Here is an 18,791-nt window from a genome sequence, read left to right as displayed (position 1 = left end):
AAACCAAAACTCATTCATCCTTTCGACTAGGTTGACAGAGTAACTTATTAAGCAAAACAGTCCGTCAATAGAGCAAACGGACTGTTTTTATCTGAATAGATTTGATTATTCTACTTGCTATTATCTCCCATTAGTAAGTCTTTTGGTTGCTTACTAAGGAGCGTGATTGAAGCAATGAGGACGGAAACGATGATAATGGCAAGTCCAAAGATGACCACCTTGGTCATATCATCAGGAGATACATGTATATTGAGGCTAGTGAGGGTCTTGTTAAAGCCATCCACTTCAGCCCCGCCTCCAAGATTGGCGCTCTTACCTTCTCGAGCTAGTTTTTCAGCAATACCACTGGTAACTTGTTTTAAAATGCTATTTCCCATCACCTTGCTGACAGCACTACCTGCAAAGTAAGCACCAATGAAGCTAAATATACTTACAAAGAGAACTTCTGTGATAAATTGGAAGAAAATCTTTGTTTTACTAATTCCCATTGAAAGCATGATTCCCATTTCTTTTCTACGACCATTGATCCATAAGAACAAGACTAGGGTAAGAACAATCGCTCCAAAGATTAGAGTTCCGATTAAGAGATTTCCAGTAACGCCATAAATACCGTTAATAGAAGATTGAAGTGCTGGGAAGTTGCTTGTACTCTTAACAAGGGTGTAGGCTTCCCAATCAATAGATGATATTTCTTTTACTTTCGCCATCACTTTATCAATGTCTTGGCTACCATTTACAAAGAAAGTAGCATCTTGATAAATAGCGTTTTTATCTGTTGAACCTTGTAAAGTTTTAGTCGTTTCTAAGTCTGTGATAAAGGTATTTTCATACAATTCTTGAGGACTAGAAACGCCTCCTTTATTTTTCCCGTCAAAAATTCCGATAACTGTCACTTTAGTAGTTTTATTAGCTTTGCGAACATTATCATAGTCATAAGTATTCGATTTTATATTAATCGTATCGCCGACTTTAAGTTTGTTCTTTTCTGCAAAATCTTTATGAATTAAAGCAACATTTTTATCATTTTTGTTGATGTGTCTACCTTCAACTAGTTTGAAGGTTTCTGCAGTAAATTTATCATCTTTAGATGAATCGTTGATACCTGTTGCCATAATGGCACGGCCGAATTTTTGTTTTCTATCTTCGCTTTCAAAGTCGGTTTCTCCAGATTCAACCAATTGGTGATCAATTAAGTCAGCGACAACATTCATTCGTTTGATGTAGCCAGAGATACCTTTAACTTTTTCCACAGCTTCGATATCTTCGCCTTTAAGATTTCCTGCTCCGCGAGGGGTACCTTGGTTCACTTCGCGGTTAATCTGCATTGAGAAACTGCTAGTGATATTTTTGAAAGTTTCTTTTGAAGCAGCGTCTGTTGCATTTTTAACAGCAATACTGCCAAGTGTTAAAGTAGAGATGGCTAACAGGATTAAAAAGATAATCAGTGTTTTTATTTTTTTGCGCCATACATAGGCAAGAGCGTTCTTTATCGTTAACATATAATTTCTTCTCCTTGGAGGTCTTATTTATAATTCTTAGTGACTTCGACTAAGTTCTTATTGCTTAACTCTAAGACGACGTCTGCTTTATTAGCTAACTCTTTGCTGTGTGTCACCACAATCACACATTTATTTTTTTGTTTAGCTGATTTAATTAGGACTTCAATGATGTCCATGGCAGTACCTTCATCTAAGTTCCCAGTTGGTTCATCTGCTAAGATAATTGGTGCTGTAGATGCAAGAGCGCGTGCAATAGCAACCCGTTGCTGCTGACCGCCTGATAATCGTAATACGTTACGATGGATTTCTTTTTCGTTGAGTCCAAGTTGTAGTAAGCTATCTTTATTTGCTTGAGAATTTACGAGTCGAACATTCTCCATCGGAGTTAAGTAATCGATTAAATTATAATTTTGGAAAACCAGGGAGATTTGTTTCCGTCTGTGATGGTTATAGCCTTTTTGAGCGATGTCTTGATCTTCAAAGAGGATTTTTCCTTTTGTAGGAGTATCAAGTCCTGCAAGAAGGGAAAGCAAGGTTGATTTTCCTGCACCAGATTTCCCTATAATAGCATAAAATTTTCCTTCTTCAAATGAAGCTGTGATTTGATTCAATACATTTTCTTGTAGGCTATTGTATTGGTAACTAACTGAATCCATTTTTAAAATTGTCATATTTTGTCTCCTTAACTTATATCGGTTAAAATATCTTTTGGTTTTTTATGTAGGATAATAGAAGATGAACCTACTACTGCAAGTAAAATAATGATGAGCAGTATTCCATAAGTCATCAGAATAGTAGAGGTATGTAACTGCGGAACGATATTTTTAAAAATAGCGGATGAGCTATCTTGTTGTTGACCGCCTTTTATAAACCCTTTGAATACCATAGTGGAAATATAAGAGCCACTAATAGAAGCTAGTGCCATACTAAATACTGATATGATAACCAGTTCCAGTATGAATTGAGAGATAATCATCGCTTTTGAAATACCGAGAGATAATAGTACTCCGATTTCATAAATTCTTTCTCTCAACCAGAACATGAGAATCAAGGAAAGAACGATGATACTTCCAATAATGATACTGAAAGTTAAAACATTAATAATCTGTTTGAAACTGGTAACAGAAGAAGAAACTGCTTCAAAAGCCTTAGAATTTTTAACAAGATCCGTTTGCTTCCAATCAATTTTTGACTTTTTGACTGTATTGATGACTTTATCAATTTGATTTGGATTTGATACGAAATAAACGGCTGCAGATAATTTATAATCAGCTGGTTTGTAGTCCTGTAAGTATTGGCTCGATTCATAGTCCATATAGACAGTATTTTCTGTCGCATCTGAGCTTAAACCTGTTTGTTTCTCTTCTTTTTTTCCAGAGAAGATACCAGCAATTTCAAACTCTACTTCATGGAGTTGTTTAGCATCCTCATCCTTTAAGGAAGCTCCCTTTAGTTTTAGTTTATCTCCAACCTTTAAATGATTCTTTTTAGCTAATTTTTCATGGATGAGAATCTTGGATTTATCGCCTTTACGAATTGGCTTTCCTTGTTCAAGTTTGAAAACACCACTTGCAAAGGTTGTTTCTAGAGTAGAATCACTTGTTCCTAATGCAGCAACCAGATTGTTGAGGACAGGGTTTTGATTGTCTCTTGTGACACCTTGTTTTTTCTTGACAACAGTTTTATCTGTCAAACTTGCTAAAGCATCGTATTTGAAGTTGAATTTTGAAATTTCTTTATTCTCAAGTAATTTTTCTGCTGTTTTTAGTGAAAGTGGTCGTTCAAGTGTTTTGCTAGTTATTGTAAAGCCAGTATTTGAAGCATCATAAATCCTTTTTTCGATATTGTCCGTCGTTTTCATAATCGAAAAACTACTGGATAAAGCAGTAGAAATAAATGTCAGTATCAGAAAAATCAGAACCGTTTTAACTCTTTTTCTACTGATGTAATTCAAAGCCTGTTTGGCTATTTGCATAATCTTCTTCCCTTCTATATATTTTTAAACTAAATCGGTACCGTGTTCTATGTTAAAGCAGTTACCTTAAAATAGTTTTAAGTTTTAAGGTAATTTTAAGTTTTTTGGCTCCTTTTTTTCTGTTTTTTGTGTAAATTTTCATAAAATGGTAGAAAAAGGGGAAAAGACAAGGTTGGTTTCGCTCTATAACTTTCTATAAAAAAAGTCTATAGGGCAAATGAATGAATTTCTGCTATAATAGAATGAGAAAATAGAAATGAGAGTTATATGGCAAAAATAATTGACGGAAAAGCTTTGGCAGAAAAATTACAAGCACAATTAGCGGAGAAAGTTCGTAAACTAAAAGACCAAACAGGCTTGGTACCTGGACTTGTAGTGATTTTAGTGGGCAATAACCCAGCTAGTCAAATCTATGTGAGAAATAAAGAGCGGTCAGCTTTGGCTGCAGGACTGCGAAGTGAAGTGGTGCGTCTGCCAGAAACAACAACTCAAGAAGAGCTGCTGATTTTGATTGAAAAGTACAATCAAGATCCAGATTGGCATGGGATTTTAGTTCAATTGCCGCTGCCAAAGCATATTGATGAAGAGGCGGTACTGTTAGCAATTGACCCTGATAAAGATGTGGATGGCTTTCACCCAATGAATATGGGACGCCTTTGGAGTGGTCATCCTGTCATGATTCCCTCCACACCTGCTGGCATTATGGAAATGTTTCATGAGTACGGTGTAGAATTAGAAGGTAAACGTGCTGTTGTCATTGGACGGAGTAACATTGTCGGAAAGCCCATGGCACAGCTTTTACTTGCTAAAAATGCAACAGTAACTCTGACACATTCACGGACACATCACTTGTCAGAGATTACAAAAGAAGCTGATATTTTAGTTGTCGCTATCGGCCGTGGGCATTTTGTGACTAAAGATTTTGTCAAAGAAGGCGCGGTCGTGATTGATGTTGGCATGAACCGTGATGAAAATGGTAAATTGATTGGTGATGTGAAATTTGATGAAGTATCTGAAATCGCGAGTCTCATCACTCCTGTACCAAGAGGGGTTGGTCCGATGACCATTACTATGCTCATGGAGCAAACCTATCGAGCGTGCAAGCGGAGTTTGAAGAAATAGAATGCGACACGTCTATTTCTTTTATGGTAAAACAAAGGTAAACAAGGGTGTCACTTCTCTACTGGCATAGGTGAAGGGAGCAAACATGGAAGTAGTAGACTATACATTATTGAAAAAGATTATTCAGCCACGTTCGCTCAATAGTCACAAGGGGGATTACGGTCGTTTGTTGTTGATTGGCGGGACGTATCCTTTTGGTGGAGCGATTATCATGGCAGCTTTAGCGGCAGTTCATAGCGGAGCTGGTCTAGTGACGGTTGCGACGGATAGGGAAAATATCGCAGCTCTCCATGCTCATTTACCAGAAGCAATGGCTTTTGATGTACAAGATAAAAAGCTATTGACCGAGCAAGTCCAAAAAGCAGATGTAGTATTGATTGGACCAGGTTTAGCTGAAAGTAAACTTGAAAAATCCGTTTTGCAGCTAGTAGTGGAACTTGTCAGTGAACATCAAGTCTTCATCATGGACGGTGGGGCTATTTCTCTCTTTAGCCAAGAAGCTCTGCCATTTCCAAAAGCACAGACGATTTTTACCCCGCATCAAAAAGAGTGGGAGCGGTTGAGCGGACTAAAGATAGCTGAGCAAACGGTTGAAAAAAGCCAAGAAGCTGTTAATTCCTTTCCTGTTAGAACTATCGTTGTTCAAAAGAAGCACGGAACGACTATTTTCCAAAGTGGAAATGGGAACCATTTTCAACTGACTATTGGTGGTCCTTATCAAGCAACGGGCGGCATGGGAGATACGCTGGCAGGGATGATTGCAGGCTTTTCAGGGCAGTTCAAGACTAGTTCTTTACTGGAACGTGTAACTGCCGCAGTCTATCTGCATTCAGCCATTGCTGAGGAGTTAAGTAAAGAAAACTATGTAGTCTTGCCAACAGAAATCAGCAAAGAAATCCCTAAGTGGATGAAGAAGTTAGCTAAAAATGAAAATATGTTATAATGAAAAAGTCTGCAGAAGCATTCAAAAATTAGAAAATTTAGCTTTTCTTAACTGTTTATTGGAGTAATAAATTTGATATTTAGCTCATGAGGTTCAGCTATAAGTTGAAAGGGAGAATAATCTTTTCCATATCTACTATCTTATGAGAAAACATTGTATTTAATGAGGTTGAGATGTTTTATCTTGACCTTATTTTTTCTGTCTTACAAAAATGTCACTTTTCTTTCTGAAAATGTAAGTTTATGTAATGGAAAGAATGGGAAATTTTCGATAAGATAATGCTTGTTGAAAAAAATGAAATAGAGATTTTATGATGTTACAATCTTTAAAGAAAGTATCAAATGCAACGAACTTGAAATTTTTAGCTATTTTTCTTATGTTTTTAGATCATATCCACGAAATGTTTGGTGCTTTTGGCGCCCCGATGTGGTTAACAATGCTAGGACGCATAGTTTTTCCTCTTTTTATGTTTCTGGCAGCTGATAGTTTTTATTATACGCATAATCGAAAAGCTTATTTGAAACGGTTGCTCTTTATGACATGGTTTATGATTATTGGAAACATGATTGTCAGTTACTTTTTTACCAATGGTCAAGTTGGGCTGGCGAATAATGCTTTTGGCGCCTTTTTCTTAGCGGGCGTATCTATCTGTGCTTGAGATTTGATGGTTGAAGGGGTGAAGGAAAAGAAAGTTTGTTCATTTTGGAAAGGGCTAGGGCTTTTTCTTTTGCCGATTCTTATGGCTCTGCCGACTTTGTTTCTATCAGGTTATCTAGCTAGTGAAAATATATCGCCTCTTATGGTTCAAATTATTGCCTTTTTTATCATGGCTATTCCGAACATTCTCGTGGTTGAAGGAGGGTATATCATGGTTTACCTTGGTCTTCTCTTTTATATTTTCCGCAGACACCGCATAGCACAAATGGTGATATTAGCACTAGTCTCTTTATTTGTGTATCTGACAGATCCAATGTCTGTACAATGGATGATGGTTTTTGCGATTATTCCAATGTATTTTTACAATGGTGAAAAGGGGCGTGGTATGAAGTTGTTTTTCTACATTTTCTATCCTGTGCATATCTATCTTTTGTATATTTTGGCAAGTTTGTTGGGCTAGGCTCTGCTTAAGATATGGGAAACTAGTCTTTCCTTTTTCGTTGAGGGCTGGAAATGATTTTTTATAGATTGTTTGGTATAATAAAAATTATGAATAAAGAAGCATTACAGGAAATGAAAGGAGAGGAATGTCTGAGTATTTATCCGTGTCAACCTTGACCAAATACTTAAAATTAAAGTTTGATAAAGATCCTTATTTAGAACGAGTTTATCTGACGGGGCAAGTTTCTAATTTTCGTAGGCGACCTAATCACCAATATTTCTCTCTCAAAGATGAAAAAGCAGTCATTCAGGCAACAATTTGGGGTGGTGTTTATAAGAAGTTAGGTTTTGACTTGGAAGAGGGTATGAAGATTAATGTCATCGGTCGTGTTCAACTCTATGAACCAAGTGGATCTTATTCTATTATCATTGAAAAAGCGGAGCCAGACGGTATCGGAGCTTTGGCAATTCAGTTTGAGCAGCTCAAGAAAAAGCTAGGCGAGGAAGGGCTTTTTGAGGAGCGCTTTAAGCAAGCTTTACCGCAATTTCCAAAGAAAATTGGAGTAGTGACCAGTCCTAGTGGTGCAGTGATTCGCGATATTATAACGACTGTCAGCCGTCGTTTTTCGGGAGTTGAGATAATTCTTTATCCGACGAAGGTGCAAGGCGAAGGAGCGTCTGCTGAAGTAGCTGAAAATATTCGTCGTGCTAATGAGCGAAATGATTTAGATGTCCTTATTATCGGTCGAGGTGGTGGCTCAATTGAAGATCTCTGGGCATTTAATGAGGAAGTGGTTGTCCGTGCAATTTTTGAATCGCACATTCCGATTATTTCGAGTGTAGGGCATGAAACGGATACGACCTTGGCAGATTTTGTTGCGGATAGACGGGCTGCAACGCCGACAGCGGCTGCGGAATTAGCAACACCTGTAACAAAGTTGGATCTCCTAGCACACTTGCAGCAGCAACAAAATCGGTTAGCAGCCGCCATGTCTAATCGTCTTACTTACAATCGTGAGCGATTGGCTAAGCTGAGTCAGTCTGTCATTTTTCGACAACCAGAACGACTATATGATAGCTACCTGCAAAAATTAGATCAACTAAATTTACGGCTCAAGCAAAAAATTCGCGAATATTATAACGAGGAAGTGCAGCGAGCAAGGCTTTTACAACATCGTTTGGAGGCTCTAGCTCCTTTAAAGCAGGTTCAGATTTATCAAGAGCGTGTAGCTCAGTTGGAACGGCTTCTGCGTAGCAATATGGCAGTTGTTTATGACCATAAAGTGGCTGAAGTCAAGCGTCTGTCTGACGCTTTGCTCATGCTGGATACTAGCCGAATTGTGGCTCGGGGTTATGCTATTGTCAAAAAAGATGAACAGGTGTTAGAATCTGTTGAGAAAGTCAATAAAAAAGATCAATTAACCATTTTGATGCGAGATGGTCAGATAGAAGTTGAGGTAAAAGATGTCGAAAGAAAAGAAATTTGAAGAAAATTTAGCAGATTTAGAAGTTATTGTACAGAAGTTAGAAAACGGAGATGTGGCTTTGGAAGAAGCGATTTCTGAGTTTCAAAAGGGGATGCAGCTTTCAAAAGAATTGCAAAAAACACTAGATCAGGCAGAAAAAACGCTGGTAAAAGTTATGCAGGCTGATGGCACAGAAACGGAAATGGAATGAAACAAGACGAAAAATTAGCTAGAATTGGGCAAGCTATTGAGACTTTTTATGCTCAAAAAGCAGTATCTGCTGATTTGATAGAAGCAATCCTCTATTCTGTTAATGCAGGCGGTAAGCGAATTCGTCCTCTTTTACTTTTAGAATTGCTAGAAGGTCTAGGACTGGAACTGACAGAAGCACATTTCCAAGTGGCAGCAGCGCTTGAAATGATTCATACAGGTAGCTTGATTCATGATGATTTGCCGGCTATGGACGATGATGATTATCGTCGTGGTCGCTTGACCAGCCACAAGAAATTTGGCGAAGCAATGGCTATTTTAGCAGGAGATTCTCTCTTTTTAGATTCTTATGCCTTGATAGCAGAAGCGGCACTACCTAGTCAAATCAAGGTAAACTTAATCGCAGAATTGTCGTTAGCGGCTGGAACTTTTGGTATGGTCGGGGGTCAAGTCCTTGATATGCAGGGCGAAGGAAAGGACATCAGTTTAGCAGAGCTGCAGACCATTCATGCCAATAAGACTGGCAAACTCCTGACCTATCCTTTTATTGCTGCGGGTTTGATTGCGGAAGTGGCACAGCCACAGCAGGAAAAATTGAAAGTAATAGGTCAGCTGCTGGGACTAGCTTTTCAGGTGCGAGATGATATTTTAGATATCACAGCGAACTTTGAAGAGTTGGGGAAGACACCGCAGAAAGATGTGGCAGCAGAGAAAGCCACCTATCCAGCTATTTTGGGCTTGAATGGAGCAAAGCGATTCTTTGAAGAACAACTAGAGGAAACAGAGCATTTATTGGCAGAAGTAGAAGCAGAGCTTGCTTTTTCAGGCGCGGCTATCAGAAAGATAATAGAAAGTTTAAAACTCAATGACGAAAGAAAGAGTAGATGTTCTAGCTTATAAGCAAGGGCTTTTTGAAACAAGAGAACAGGCCAAGCGCGGTGTGATGGCGGGCTTAGTCGTTGCTGTTGTGAATGGTGAGCGTTTCGATAAACCTGGCGAGAAAGTTGATGAGACTATTGAGTTGAAGCTCAAAGGCGAAAAGCTCAAATATGTTAGCCGTGGTGGCTTAAAATTAGAAAAGGCTTTGCAGGTTTTTGAGATTTCAGTTGAAAATCAGATTACGTTGGACATTGGAGCATCAACGGGTGGGTTTACGGACGTCATGCTGCAAAATGGTGCAAGGAAAGTCTACGCAGTAGATGTCGGCACCAATCAACTGGCTTGGAAACTCCGGCAAGATGAACGCGTCATCAGCATGGAGCAGTTTAATTTTCGTTATGCCAAAGTAACTGATTTTGAGGAGACACCTAGCTTTGCTTCCATTGATGTCAGTTTTATCTCGCTTGGTCTCATTTTGCCAGCTCTGTATAAGATTTTGGCTGAAAATGGAAAAGTTGTGGCTCTCATCAAACCTCAGTTTGAAGCAGGAAGAGAGCAGATTGGCAAAAATGGGATTGTGAAAGATAAAAAAGTGCATCAAGCAGTTTTAGAAAAAGTAACGGACTTTATGGTTGAAGCCGGATTTTCTGTCCAAGGTCTGGATTTCTCCCCTATTCAAGGTGGGCATGGGAATGTGGAATTTTTAGCCTATTTAGAAAAAAGTTCTCACCCAGAAAATCTAGTGAAAACAATGATTACAACGGTCGTAGAGACAGCACATAAGGAATTTAAAGATGAATAAAAAGGAAAGATTAGAAAAAATTAGACATTTTGTGTCGGACTATGAAGTTGGAACACAAGAAGCAATTGTAGAATATTTGAAGAAATCAGGAATTACAGCAACACAGGCAACTGTTTCGCGTGATATTAAAGAATTGGGCATTGTCAAAATTCCGCTGAAAAATAACACTTATATTTATGAACTACCGAAATCAGCTAGTACGAGTTTGAAGTTAGCAGACAATAATATCTTAAAGTTTGAGCTATTGGGAAGTATGATCAATCTCAATCTTGTCCCTGGAAGCACAGCTTTTGTGAAGCGACAAATTGTAGAAGATTTCTCTAATGACATTTTTAGTATTTTAGCCGATGATGACACGATTCTCCTTATTTTCCGTAGTGAAGAAATGGCTCATCAGGTATTGGAACAAATCAGGAATTGGTAGATAGCCTATGTTACTTGAAATTTCCATTAAAAATTTTGCAATTATTGAAGAGATTTCCCTCAATTTTGAGCAAGGCATGACTGTTTTGACAGGTGAAACAGGGGCCGGAAAGTCTATTATCATTGATGCTATGAACATGATGCTAGGAAGCCGCGCGACAACAGATGTGATTCGTCACGGTGCATCAAAAGCAGAGATTGAAGGGCTTTTTGCAATTGAGCAGAGTAAGGCTTTGGTTGAAATTTTTGAGCAGCAAGGACTTGATATGACAGAGGAGCTGATTATTCGGCGGGAAATTTTTCAAAATGGACGTAGTGTCAGTCGTATTAATGGTCAAATGGTTAATTTGTCTGTCTTGCGAGCTGTTGGACAGCATTTGGTGGATATTCACGGTCAGCACGACCAAGAAGAACTCATGCGACCGCAGCTGCATATTGCCATGTTGGACGAGTTTGGAGCTGACGCATTTTTCAAGCTCAAAGCGGATTATCAACAGACTTTTGACCAGTATCGTCAGTTGCGCAAGCAGGTCTTGACGATTCAAAAGAATCAAGAAGAAAATAAAGCGCGGATTGACATGCTGGAATATCAAATTGCAGAGATTGAAGCAGCTAATTTAAAAGCAGGTGAAGATTTAGCTTTAAATCAAGAACGTGATAAGTTGCTCAATCATAAGCAGATTGCGGACACTTTGACCAATGCTTATGCCATGCTAGATGATGAAGAATTGTCTAGTTTAGCAAATGTTCGATCTGCCATGAATGACATGGAAGCTATTGAAGACTACGACGCCACTTACAAAGAAATTGCGACCAACCTTTCTGAATCTTACTATGTGTTGGAAGATGTGACAAAGCGTTTGGAGGATATTCTAGAAGACTTGGATTTTGATGGTGGCCGTCTCTTAGAAGTAGAAAATCGCCTAGATTTAATCTATAGTATTACTCGCAAATACGGCGGTCAAGTAGATGATGTCCTAGCTTATTTTGAGCAGATTTCTAAAGAATATGCTCTACTTACTGGGAAAAATCTTTCATCAGATGATTTGGACAAAGAGCTGAAAAAGCTGGAAAAAGACTTGGTTTCTCTAGCAAGCAGTCTTAGTCAGGCTCGGCACGAATTAGCCCAGCAGTTAGAAGCAGAGATTCAGCAAGAACTGCAAGACCTCTATATGGAAAAGGCGAATTTTCGAGTTCAATTTACCAAAGGGAAATTTAGTCGTGAAGGAAATGAACACGTTGAATTTTATATTTCGACTAATCCCGGTGAAGATTACAAACCACTCGTTAAGGTTGCTTCAGGAGGTGAATTGTCTCGTTTGATGTTGGCAATCAAATCTGCTTTTTCTCGTAAGGAAGGCAAGACTAGCATTGTCTTTGATGAAGTGGACACAGGCGTATCGGGACGTGTTGCACAAGCTATTGCTCAAAAGATTCATAAAATTGGCTCAAACGGACAAGTCCTCGCAATTTCGCACTTGCCACAAGTGATTGCCATTGCGGATTATCAATTTTTCATTGAGAAATTATCTGATGAACATTCGACTGTTTCAACTGTTCGTTTGTTATCAGATGAGGAGCGTGTCGAAGAAATTGCCAAAATGTTGGCGGGTGAAAATGTGACCCAAGCAGCCCTCACGCAGGCTAGAGAGCTCTTGAAAAAATGAAACACCTTTTGGCTTGTGCTAAATGAGTTGTTATCAGGAGGTAATCATGACAAATTATTTTGTAATTGGTGACGTACATGGAAAAGCAAAAATGCTAAAAGAATTACTCAAAAAATGGGATGGAAAAAGCCAACTCATCTTTTTAGGGGATTTGATTGACCGTGGGGAAGATAGCCGCGCTGTTTTGGAGTGTGTGAAAGAACTTGTTGAAAAGCAAGGAGCGATTTGTATTTCTGGAAATCACGAATACATGTTTTTAACTTGGTTGGACAATCCTGAGAGTGGCTATGCTCATTATCGTCGCAATGGTGGAGATACAACAATCAATTCCATTTTGGGGCGACCTTTAGATACTCCTGTTGATGGAGTTGAAGACGCAAAGCGCGTGTCGGAAGAGGCGCCAGACCTCGTGTCTTTTATTCGTCAGATGCCTTTCTTTGTTGAAACAGATAACTATATTTTTGTACACGCTGGAGTTGACTTAACTTTAAAAGATTGGCATGAAACAAGCGATTATCAAAAAGTTTGGATACGTGAGCCCTTTCATCAAGGTCTCAATCAAACAGGGAAAATAATTGTATTTGGGCATACTCCGACTTTTTATCTTTTTTCTGAGATGCCTGGGACAAGTCGCCTTTGGCAAACGCAGGATCAAAAAATTGGTATGGATGGCGGAGCTGTCTATGGCGGTGTTCTCCACGGAGTTTTATTTGGAAATGAGGGAATTTTAGAACATCATTTCATCACAAATGATGGTTTCGCGGTAGAAGATGATTAGAAGTTGGGGACGATAAAAGAGCTGAAGGAAATCCATTTAAGGTTTTCTTCAGCTCTTTTATATTATTTCCCAGCTACATTTTTTACATCTTCAATCATCAATTTTGTTGATTCGAGTCCGCCTCCGCTGAGGTACCAAAGGTCAGATGTCAAGTTTACAATAGTTTTATTTTTAGCTGCATTTGTTTCTTGGATCAGTGAGTTATTCAGTAAGTCTTTATTGGCTGAATTGTCCCCACCGATAGCAAGAGTGCGGTTCAGAACAAAGATAATGTCTGGATTGATTTGTTTGATACTTTCAAAGCTGACTTCTTGTCCATGTCTTGATTCCTTAATTTTAGCATCTGTTGGTTTGAACTTCAAAGTGCTGTAAAGAAAAGAAAAACGTGATTTAGCTCCGAAAGCAGACATTGCACCTTCATTTAACATCATCGTCAGAGCCTTTTTATTTGATTTTTCATTGGCAGCAGCAACAGTTTGAATTTCTTTGTCTAATTTAGCTAATTCACTTTTAGCTTTTTTGGTTCCGTATTCCTCAAAGATACTTGCTAAAGAAAGGATGTTTTTCTTGGTAGAACCCCAGTAGTCTTTGTTGTCTGTTTGGAATAATACAGTAGGGGCAATCTCCTTGAGTTTCTTGACATATTGAGCTGTACGACCAGAAGCAATAATCAAGTCTGGTTTTAAAGCTGCGATAGCTTCCATATCCGGTTCTTTCATGTTACCTACATTTTTAATGCTACTTGGTAAATTTTTTAAGTAAGTAGGAAGAGTTTTCTTTGGCATACCGACAATGCTGCTTTCTTTACCTAAAGCACGAATGGTATCAGCTGAACCTAAATCTAGTGTTACAATTTTTTTAGGGTTGGTAGGGACTTTCACATCTCCATTTGCTGTTTTGACAGTGACTTCACTAGAAGCAGATGAAGAATTTGTCGTTTTTGAATTGGCCTGTTTATTGGCTCCGCAAGCAGCGAGTAGCACAACTGCAATAGCTGTGAAGAGAGATAGAAGTAGTGTTTTTGTATTCTTTTTCATTAGATAAATTGCAAGAATAAGTGCAACATTTACTCTAACTCATCCACTAGAGCTTCACAAGCCGTTCTGTAAGCTAAACATTTTCGTGGTCGGTGATTGATATCATATAAGGCCTTGTTCAAAGCCTCATCAGAGATAGCGGCTAAATCTGTTTTCTTTGGGAAATATTCTCTTAGTAAGCCATTTGCGTTTTCATTGCTTCCTCTCTGCCAGGATGAATAGGCATCCGCAAAGAAAAAGGAAATTCCTAAATTCTCTACCAGAGGATAGCAGGCAAACTCTTTTCCCCTGTCTGAAGTGAAGGTTTTAAGAGCCTCTTTTGGAAATAGCCTACAAAGTTTTTCGATGGCTGAAAACATGGCTTTGGCTGTTCTATCTGGTATCTTGAAAGCTAAGTAAAAGCGCGTTTTTCGCTCTAGAAAAGTAGCTAAACAGCCCTTGCTTTTGCCTCTGGAAGACACCACAGTATCAAGCTCCCAGTGACCAAAAGTTTTACGATTCCTGACCTCTTTAGGACGTTTGGCAATCGACGTGCCAATCCTAAATGTCCCACGTGTTTCTTTAGGTTGTCGAGTTTTTCCTTTACGACGAAGGACACTCAAATCCAAATCAATCAAACCAGCATAGAGCCAGTTATAGATGGTTTTAAAAGCTACCATTGGCTTTTGTTCAAGCTGATAGCGGCCACAAATCTGTTCAGGCGACCAGGAGGATTTTAAACCGTTCTCAATTTCCTTTTTCAACTTTGGTGTCAAACAAGACTTCCGACCTTTTTGCTTAGCCCTGTGATCGTACTGTTCCTGTGCTGAGGTTGCGGAATAACCATTTTGGCATCGTCTTAACTCTCTTGAAATGGTAGACTTATGGACGCCAAGTTTACTTGCAATTTGGCAAGGTTTCAAACCTAATTCCAAGTAGGTTTCTATCTTTATTCGGTCAGTTATGGTAAGATGGGAGTAGCTCATAGTTTTTCCTCGGGTTCTGTTTGTGTGGTTACTTACAGTTTACACCAATGAAACACTATGAGTTTTTTTGTTGCACTATATTTTACAATTTATCATTAGAAATCCTCCAAAATTAATATTATAGATAAATACAAACTTTTTTACCATTGATTTCACCAAGGGTAATGTCCATTTCATACAATGGATCTAAAATTTCTTTTCTCATGACCTGATTGGTTGTGCCTTGGTAAAAGACTTTTCCGTCTTTAAAGGCGACAATTTCATCAACATATTGACTGGCAATATTGATGTCATGAATGACAATGATAATCGTTTTTCCTAAGTCATCAACGAGAGAACGCAAGATTTTCATCATAGAAATACTTTGCTTAATATCTAGATTGTTTAGTGGCTCGTCCAAAAGGATAAAATCAGTGTCTTGAGTGAGCACCATAGCGATAAAAACGCGTTGCAATTGACCTCCGGAGAGTGTATCAATAAAACGGTCTCTTAAATCAAGAATGTCCAGATATTCAAGTGCTTGCTCTACTTTTTTGAAATCTTCTTTTGTCAAACGATCCTGACTATAAGGAAAGCGACCGAAAGAAACCAATTCTTCAACAGTTAATTTAGATTGGTAATTGATTTTTTGTTTTAAAATGGTTAATTCTTTGGCGAGCTCTTTTGAGTTCCACGCTTCAATTTCTTTTCCCTTGATACTGAGAAACCCCTGATCTTTCTTGAGCAAACGGCTCATAATAGAAAGTAGCGTTGATTTTCCAGCACCATTTGGTCCAATAAAGGCGGTGAATTTGCTCGGTGAAATATTCAGTTGAATATCTTCTAAAATTGCTTGATTTCCAAATGATTTGCCAACATTTTTTAATTGCATTCTAGCGTTTTGTCTCCTTAGCTAAAAGATAAAAGAAGAATAGCCCTCCGACAAGCTCAATGACCATGCTGACATTGATTTGGAGCTGAAAGACGCGCTCTACCAGCATTTGCCCAGTGGTCAGAGAAAGAAAACTGAGTAAAATTGCTACTGAGAACAACCATTTGTGTTGGTATTCTTTGATTAACAGATAGGCTAAATTGGACATCATAAAGCCGAAGAACATCATAGGTCCAACGAGAGCAGTTGTCGTTGAAGTCAGCAAAACAATTGCCCATAGTATCTTTTTTTGCTCTTTTTCAACTTCTACACCTAAAATCGTCGCTGTCTTTTTATCCAAATGAAAAACATCCAAAATAGCGTTCTTCTTTAACAAATACAAACCTGCTAGTCCAATGATGATTGTAGCGACAGATAGAATATCCATATTCATTCGTTGAAAGGAAGGAAAAAGTTTTGTCTGCAGTTTATCATATTCGTTAGGATCCATTAGCACTTGCAAGAATGTACTAGCGCTTCTAAATAGCGTCCCTAGTGCCATACAAATCAATAAAATAAATAGAAATCCTTGCTGGAGTAGCTTTTTTAATGCAGGTTGCAGGCAGAAAAAGAAGCCGCACTGTATGAGTAAGACTAAGATAAACTCAAGCAAAGGGTGACTGGTATTGCCGATGAATTTGCTAGCAAAGAAAAGATAAATCGTCTGCATAAAGACATAGAGAGATTCCATTCCAAGAATGCTTGGTGTTAAAAAACGATTCTCTGTGATTGTTTGAAAGCTGATTGTAGCAAGACCTCCAGTTATGGCGACTAAGAGATAGGCTAGTAACTTTTGCGAGCGCAATTTCATAATAAAACCTGGTAAAGGATAGTCCATTGGCATGAGATATAACAAGCCACTCAAGCTAGCTACCAAAAGCAATAAAAGTAAGCGATTTTTGTTTGACTCTTCATTTTATTCATGAGCAGCACCTCGCCATAAAAGATATACGAAAGCCAAACTACCTAAAATTCCTAAAATCAAGCTGACGGAAACTTCGTAAGGGCGAATGACTAGACGCGCTACAATATCACAGACCAAGATGAGACAGGCACCAGTTAATGCGGTCAGTCCCTTAATGCGCGTGATATGGTCACCATAAAATTTCCGAATGATGTTTGGAACAATGACTCCGATAAATGGAAGAGAGCCGACTGTAATCATCGTCACACTTGTTGTCAATGCAATGAGAAACAACGTCATTCCCTCCATTTGGTAAAAGGAAATGCCTAGATTATGACTGGCGTCTTCCCCTAGATTCATAATGGTAAACGTGGCTGATAGTTTCCATACCGCAATCAAGATGATTAAACTTAAAAACAACCATTCATATTGATGTTTCTGAATCATGGAAAAAGAGCCTTGTGTCCATGAAGTCATGCTTTGGACAAGATCAAAACGATAAGCAATGATTTCTCCAGCTGCGCTAATCACCCCACTATAAATAATTCCGACAAGCGGTAACAACCATTTTTCTTTAAATGAGAATTTTCTGATAAATCTAATAAAAATAATTGTAAAAAAAATAGCAGATACAAAAGCAAATAGCATTTTTTGCGCTAATGTGGCTGACGGAAAGAAAAATAAACTGAGCAACATACCAAATTTCGCAGCCTCGACCGTTCCAACTGTACTAGGAGCAGCAAAATGATTTTGTGTAACAGTCTGCATAAGAAGCCCGGCAATGCTCATACTAGAGCCTGCTAGGAGAATACTAATTGTCCTTGGCAAGCGTGACTCCCAAAATAGCAGCCCGGTCTGCTTATTTCCATATAGCAGTTGCCACCACGAAAAGTGGCTAGAACCAACTGTAATTGAAATCATAACCAGAGCAAGACAAAGAATTCCTAAAAATTTTGTCTGTTTCATTTATCAACCCTTTCTTAAAAGCAATTGCTTCAGCAAGATACATCACTAGGCTAACAAAAAAATAAAAGACTGTCAATTATTTTCTGAAAATTTAATAATTATGCCTATTTAGAAAAGTAAGAGGTTCTTACACATCTTTTACATATTTTATCCAGAAAAATTATTCCACAAAAAGTTATTTTTTTGATATAATAAATTAAATAGATAAAATTTATAAAAGTAGGAAAACCATGACAAAAATCAAAATTGTAACGGATTCATCTATTACGATTGAACCGCAAGTTGTAGAGGATTTAGAGATTACAATCGTCCCTTTGTCTGTAATGGTAGACGGTGTTGTTTATTCAGACGCTGACTTAAAAGAAGGAGAATTTCTTCATTTGATGCAGTCAAGTAAAAATCTACCGAAGACCAGTCAACCACCAGTTGGTGTTTTTGCAGAAATCTTTGAAACACTCGGAGAAACTGCCGATAAAATCATATCTATTCATATGTCGCATGCTTTATCTGGAACGGTCGAAGCTGCACGTCAAGGTGCAACCTTGGCAAATGTGGATGTAACAGTGATTGATAGCTCCTTTACGGATCAAGCATTGAAGTTTCAAGTGGTTGAAGCTGCAAAACTAGCAAAAGAAGGTGCAGACTTTGATGCTATTTTAGCAAAAATCGAAGAAGTGCGCGAAAAAACAGAATTGTATATTGGTGTTTCAACGCTTGAAAATCTTGTAAAAGGCGGTCGTATTAGTCGTGTGACTGGTCTTCTCAGTTCGCTGCTTAATATTCGAGTGGTTATGCAAATGAAAAACCACGAATTACAACCGATTGTTAAGGGGCGTGGTGTAAAAACCTTTAAAAAATGGGTCAATGATTTAGCTGAAGGCTTAAAAGATAAAAAAGTGGCTGAGATTGGAATCTCGTATGCAGGGACTGCTGAGTTGGCAAATGAGATGAAACAGGTGTTGCAACAATTTGTGACAGCTCCGATTCCTGTTTTAGAAACGGGTTCTATTATCCAAACACATACTGGGGAAAATGCTTGGGCAGTTCTTGTTCGCTATGAATAAGTTGGATATTTTCGGAAAGATAGAAAAAAGTTCGTTTTGTGCTTGACCTAATAGTAATTTTTAGATATGATAATACTTGTTAG

At 38.3% G+C, this 18,791-nt stretch carries 20 protein-coding genes; 12 read left to right on the top strand and 8 right to left on the bottom strand.

The annotated features are described in order from the left end of the window. Positions 1-110: 110 nt before the first annotated feature. Genes ACOMA9_RS03360 through ACOMA9_RS03350 form a run of 3 tightly spaced genes read right to left on the bottom strand, consistent with a single transcriptional unit; the run spans position 111 to position 3,474 of the window. Complete coding sequence (locus tag ACOMA9_RS03360) at positions 111-1,499, bottom strand: ABC transporter permease (RefSeq protein WP_421424647.1); 1,389 nt, start codon at positions 1,497-1,499, stop codon at positions 111-113. Positions 1,500-1,522: 23 nt separating this feature from the next. After that, positions 1,523-2,170 carry an ABC transporter ATP-binding protein gene (locus ACOMA9_RS03355; RefSeq protein WP_003030192.1) on the bottom strand — a complete coding sequence of 216 codons (648 nt, stop codon included), beginning with the start codon at positions 2,168-2,170 and terminating at the stop codon, positions 1,523-1,525. Positions 2,171-2,181: 11 nt separating this feature from the next. Next, a complete protein-coding gene (locus tag ACOMA9_RS03350) occupies positions 2,182-3,474 on the bottom strand; it encodes an ABC transporter permease (protein ID WP_421424644.1) in 1,293 nt (430 codons plus the stop codon). A gap of 267 nt (positions 3,475-3,741) precedes the next feature. Here ACOMA9_RS03350 and ACOMA9_RS03345 point away from each other — a divergent pair, with 267 nt between their 5' ends. The 11 genes from ACOMA9_RS03345 to ACOMA9_RS03295 all read left to right on the top strand — a co-directional run bounded on the left by ACOMA9_RS03345 (position 3,742) and on the right by ACOMA9_RS03295 (position 12,862). Then, positions 3,742-4,596, top strand: a complete 855-nt coding sequence (locus tag ACOMA9_RS03345; protein WP_070670119.1) for a bifunctional methylenetetrahydrofolate dehydrogenase/methenyltetrahydrofolate cyclohydrolase — start codon at positions 3,742-3,744, stop codon at positions 4,594-4,596. A gap of 85 nt (positions 4,597-4,681) precedes the next feature. Then, positions 4,682-5,539, top strand: coding sequence for an NAD(P)H-hydrate dehydratase (locus ACOMA9_RS03340; protein WP_330945392.1), 858 nt, complete (start codon positions 4,682-4,684; stop codon positions 5,537-5,539). Between the two features lie 310 nt (positions 5,540-5,849). After that, on the top strand, positions 5,850-6,197 hold the full coding sequence (locus ACOMA9_RS03335) for a TraX family protein (RefSeq protein ID WP_247906100.1): 348 nt from the start codon (positions 5,850-5,852) through the stop codon (positions 6,195-6,197). Positions 6,198-6,203: 6 nt separating this feature from the next. Beyond that, the gene (locus ACOMA9_RS03330; RefSeq protein ID WP_247906101.1) at positions 6,204-6,656 is read left to right on the top strand and encodes a TraX family protein; all 453 of its coding nucleotides are present in this window, start codon (positions 6,204-6,206) and stop codon (positions 6,654-6,656) included. A gap of 127 nt (positions 6,657-6,783) precedes the next feature. Continuing rightward, positions 6,784-8,124 (top strand): exodeoxyribonuclease VII large subunit, encoded by a 1,341-nt coding sequence (gene xseA / locus ACOMA9_RS03325; protein ID WP_330945393.1) that lies wholly within the window; start codon positions 6,784-6,786, stop codon positions 8,122-8,124. After that, positions 8,102-8,314 (top strand): exodeoxyribonuclease VII small subunit, encoded by a 213-nt coding sequence (locus ACOMA9_RS03320; RefSeq protein WP_003030175.1) that lies wholly within the window; start codon positions 8,102-8,104, stop codon positions 8,312-8,314. Before xseA ends, ACOMA9_RS03320 begins: the two co-directional genes overlap by 23 nt. Beyond that, complete coding sequence (locus tag ACOMA9_RS03315; RefSeq protein ID WP_270736988.1) at positions 8,311-9,213, top strand: polyprenyl synthetase family protein; 903 nt, start codon at positions 8,311-8,313, stop codon at positions 9,211-9,213. Before ACOMA9_RS03320 ends, ACOMA9_RS03315 begins: the two co-directional genes overlap by 4 nt. Further along, positions 9,179-9,994, top strand: coding sequence for a TlyA family RNA methyltransferase (locus ACOMA9_RS03310; RefSeq protein WP_270736989.1), 816 nt, complete (start codon positions 9,179-9,181; stop codon positions 9,992-9,994). The genes ACOMA9_RS03315 and ACOMA9_RS03310 overlap by 35 nt, the downstream gene beginning before the upstream one ends. Beyond that, complete coding sequence (locus ACOMA9_RS03305) at positions 9,987-10,418, top strand: arginine repressor (protein ID WP_270736990.1); 432 nt, start codon at positions 9,987-9,989, stop codon at positions 10,416-10,418. Before ACOMA9_RS03310 ends, ACOMA9_RS03305 begins: the two co-directional genes overlap by 8 nt. A 7-nt stretch (positions 10,419-10,425) precedes the next feature. After that, a complete protein-coding gene (gene recN / locus ACOMA9_RS03300; RefSeq protein WP_421424638.1) occupies positions 10,426-12,084 on the top strand; it encodes a DNA repair protein RecN in 1,659 nt (552 codons plus the stop codon). A 46-nt stretch (positions 12,085-12,130) separates the two neighbouring features. Further along, on the top strand, positions 12,131-12,862 hold the full coding sequence (locus ACOMA9_RS03295; protein WP_003041302.1) for a metallophosphoesterase: 732 nt from the start codon (positions 12,131-12,133) through the stop codon (positions 12,860-12,862). 62 nt (positions 12,863-12,924) lie between these two features. Here ACOMA9_RS03295 and ACOMA9_RS03290 read toward each other — a convergent pair whose 3' ends face one another. From ACOMA9_RS03290 to ACOMA9_RS03270, 5 genes are all read right to left on the bottom strand, one after another. Further along, a complete protein-coding gene (locus ACOMA9_RS03290; protein WP_421424636.1) occupies positions 12,925-13,899 on the bottom strand; it encodes a siderophore ABC transporter substrate-binding protein in 975 nt (324 codons plus the stop codon). 29 nt (positions 13,900-13,928) lie between these two features. Then, positions 13,929-14,864, bottom strand: coding sequence for an IS30 family transposase (locus tag ACOMA9_RS03285; RefSeq protein ID WP_421424635.1), 936 nt, complete (start codon positions 14,862-14,864; stop codon positions 13,929-13,931). A gap of 118 nt (positions 14,865-14,982) precedes the next feature. Beyond that, positions 14,983-15,735 (bottom strand): iron ABC transporter ATP-binding protein, encoded by a 753-nt coding sequence (locus ACOMA9_RS03280; protein WP_049534559.1) that lies wholly within the window; start codon positions 15,733-15,735, stop codon positions 14,983-14,985. Between the two features lies 1 nt (position 15,736). Next, positions 15,737-16,618 (bottom strand): iron chelate uptake ABC transporter family permease subunit, encoded by an 882-nt coding sequence (locus tag ACOMA9_RS03275; protein ID WP_330944936.1) that lies wholly within the window; start codon positions 16,616-16,618, stop codon positions 15,737-15,739. Between the two features lie 72 nt (positions 16,619-16,690). Further along, positions 16,691-17,644 carry an ABC transporter permease gene (locus tag ACOMA9_RS03270; protein WP_330944932.1) on the bottom strand — a complete coding sequence of 318 codons (954 nt, stop codon included), beginning with the start codon at positions 17,642-17,644 and terminating at the stop codon, positions 16,691-16,693. A gap of 230 nt (positions 17,645-17,874) precedes the next feature. Between ACOMA9_RS03270 and ACOMA9_RS03265 the strand changes: the two genes are divergently transcribed. Further along, the gene (locus ACOMA9_RS03265; protein ID WP_003030154.1) at positions 17,875-18,708 is read left to right on the top strand and encodes a DegV family protein; all 834 of its coding nucleotides are present in this window, start codon (positions 17,875-17,877) and stop codon (positions 18,706-18,708) included. Positions 18,709-18,791 lie beyond the last annotated feature (83 nt).

It is taken from the genome of Streptococcus atopicus (genome assembly GCF_049166725.1).
Taxonomy (GTDB): Bacteria; Bacillota; Bacilli; order Lactobacillales; family Streptococcaceae; genus Streptococcus; species Streptococcus hominis.
Note: the sequence above shows the minus strand (reverse complement) of the source record. Positions and strands in the feature narration are given on the sequence as shown.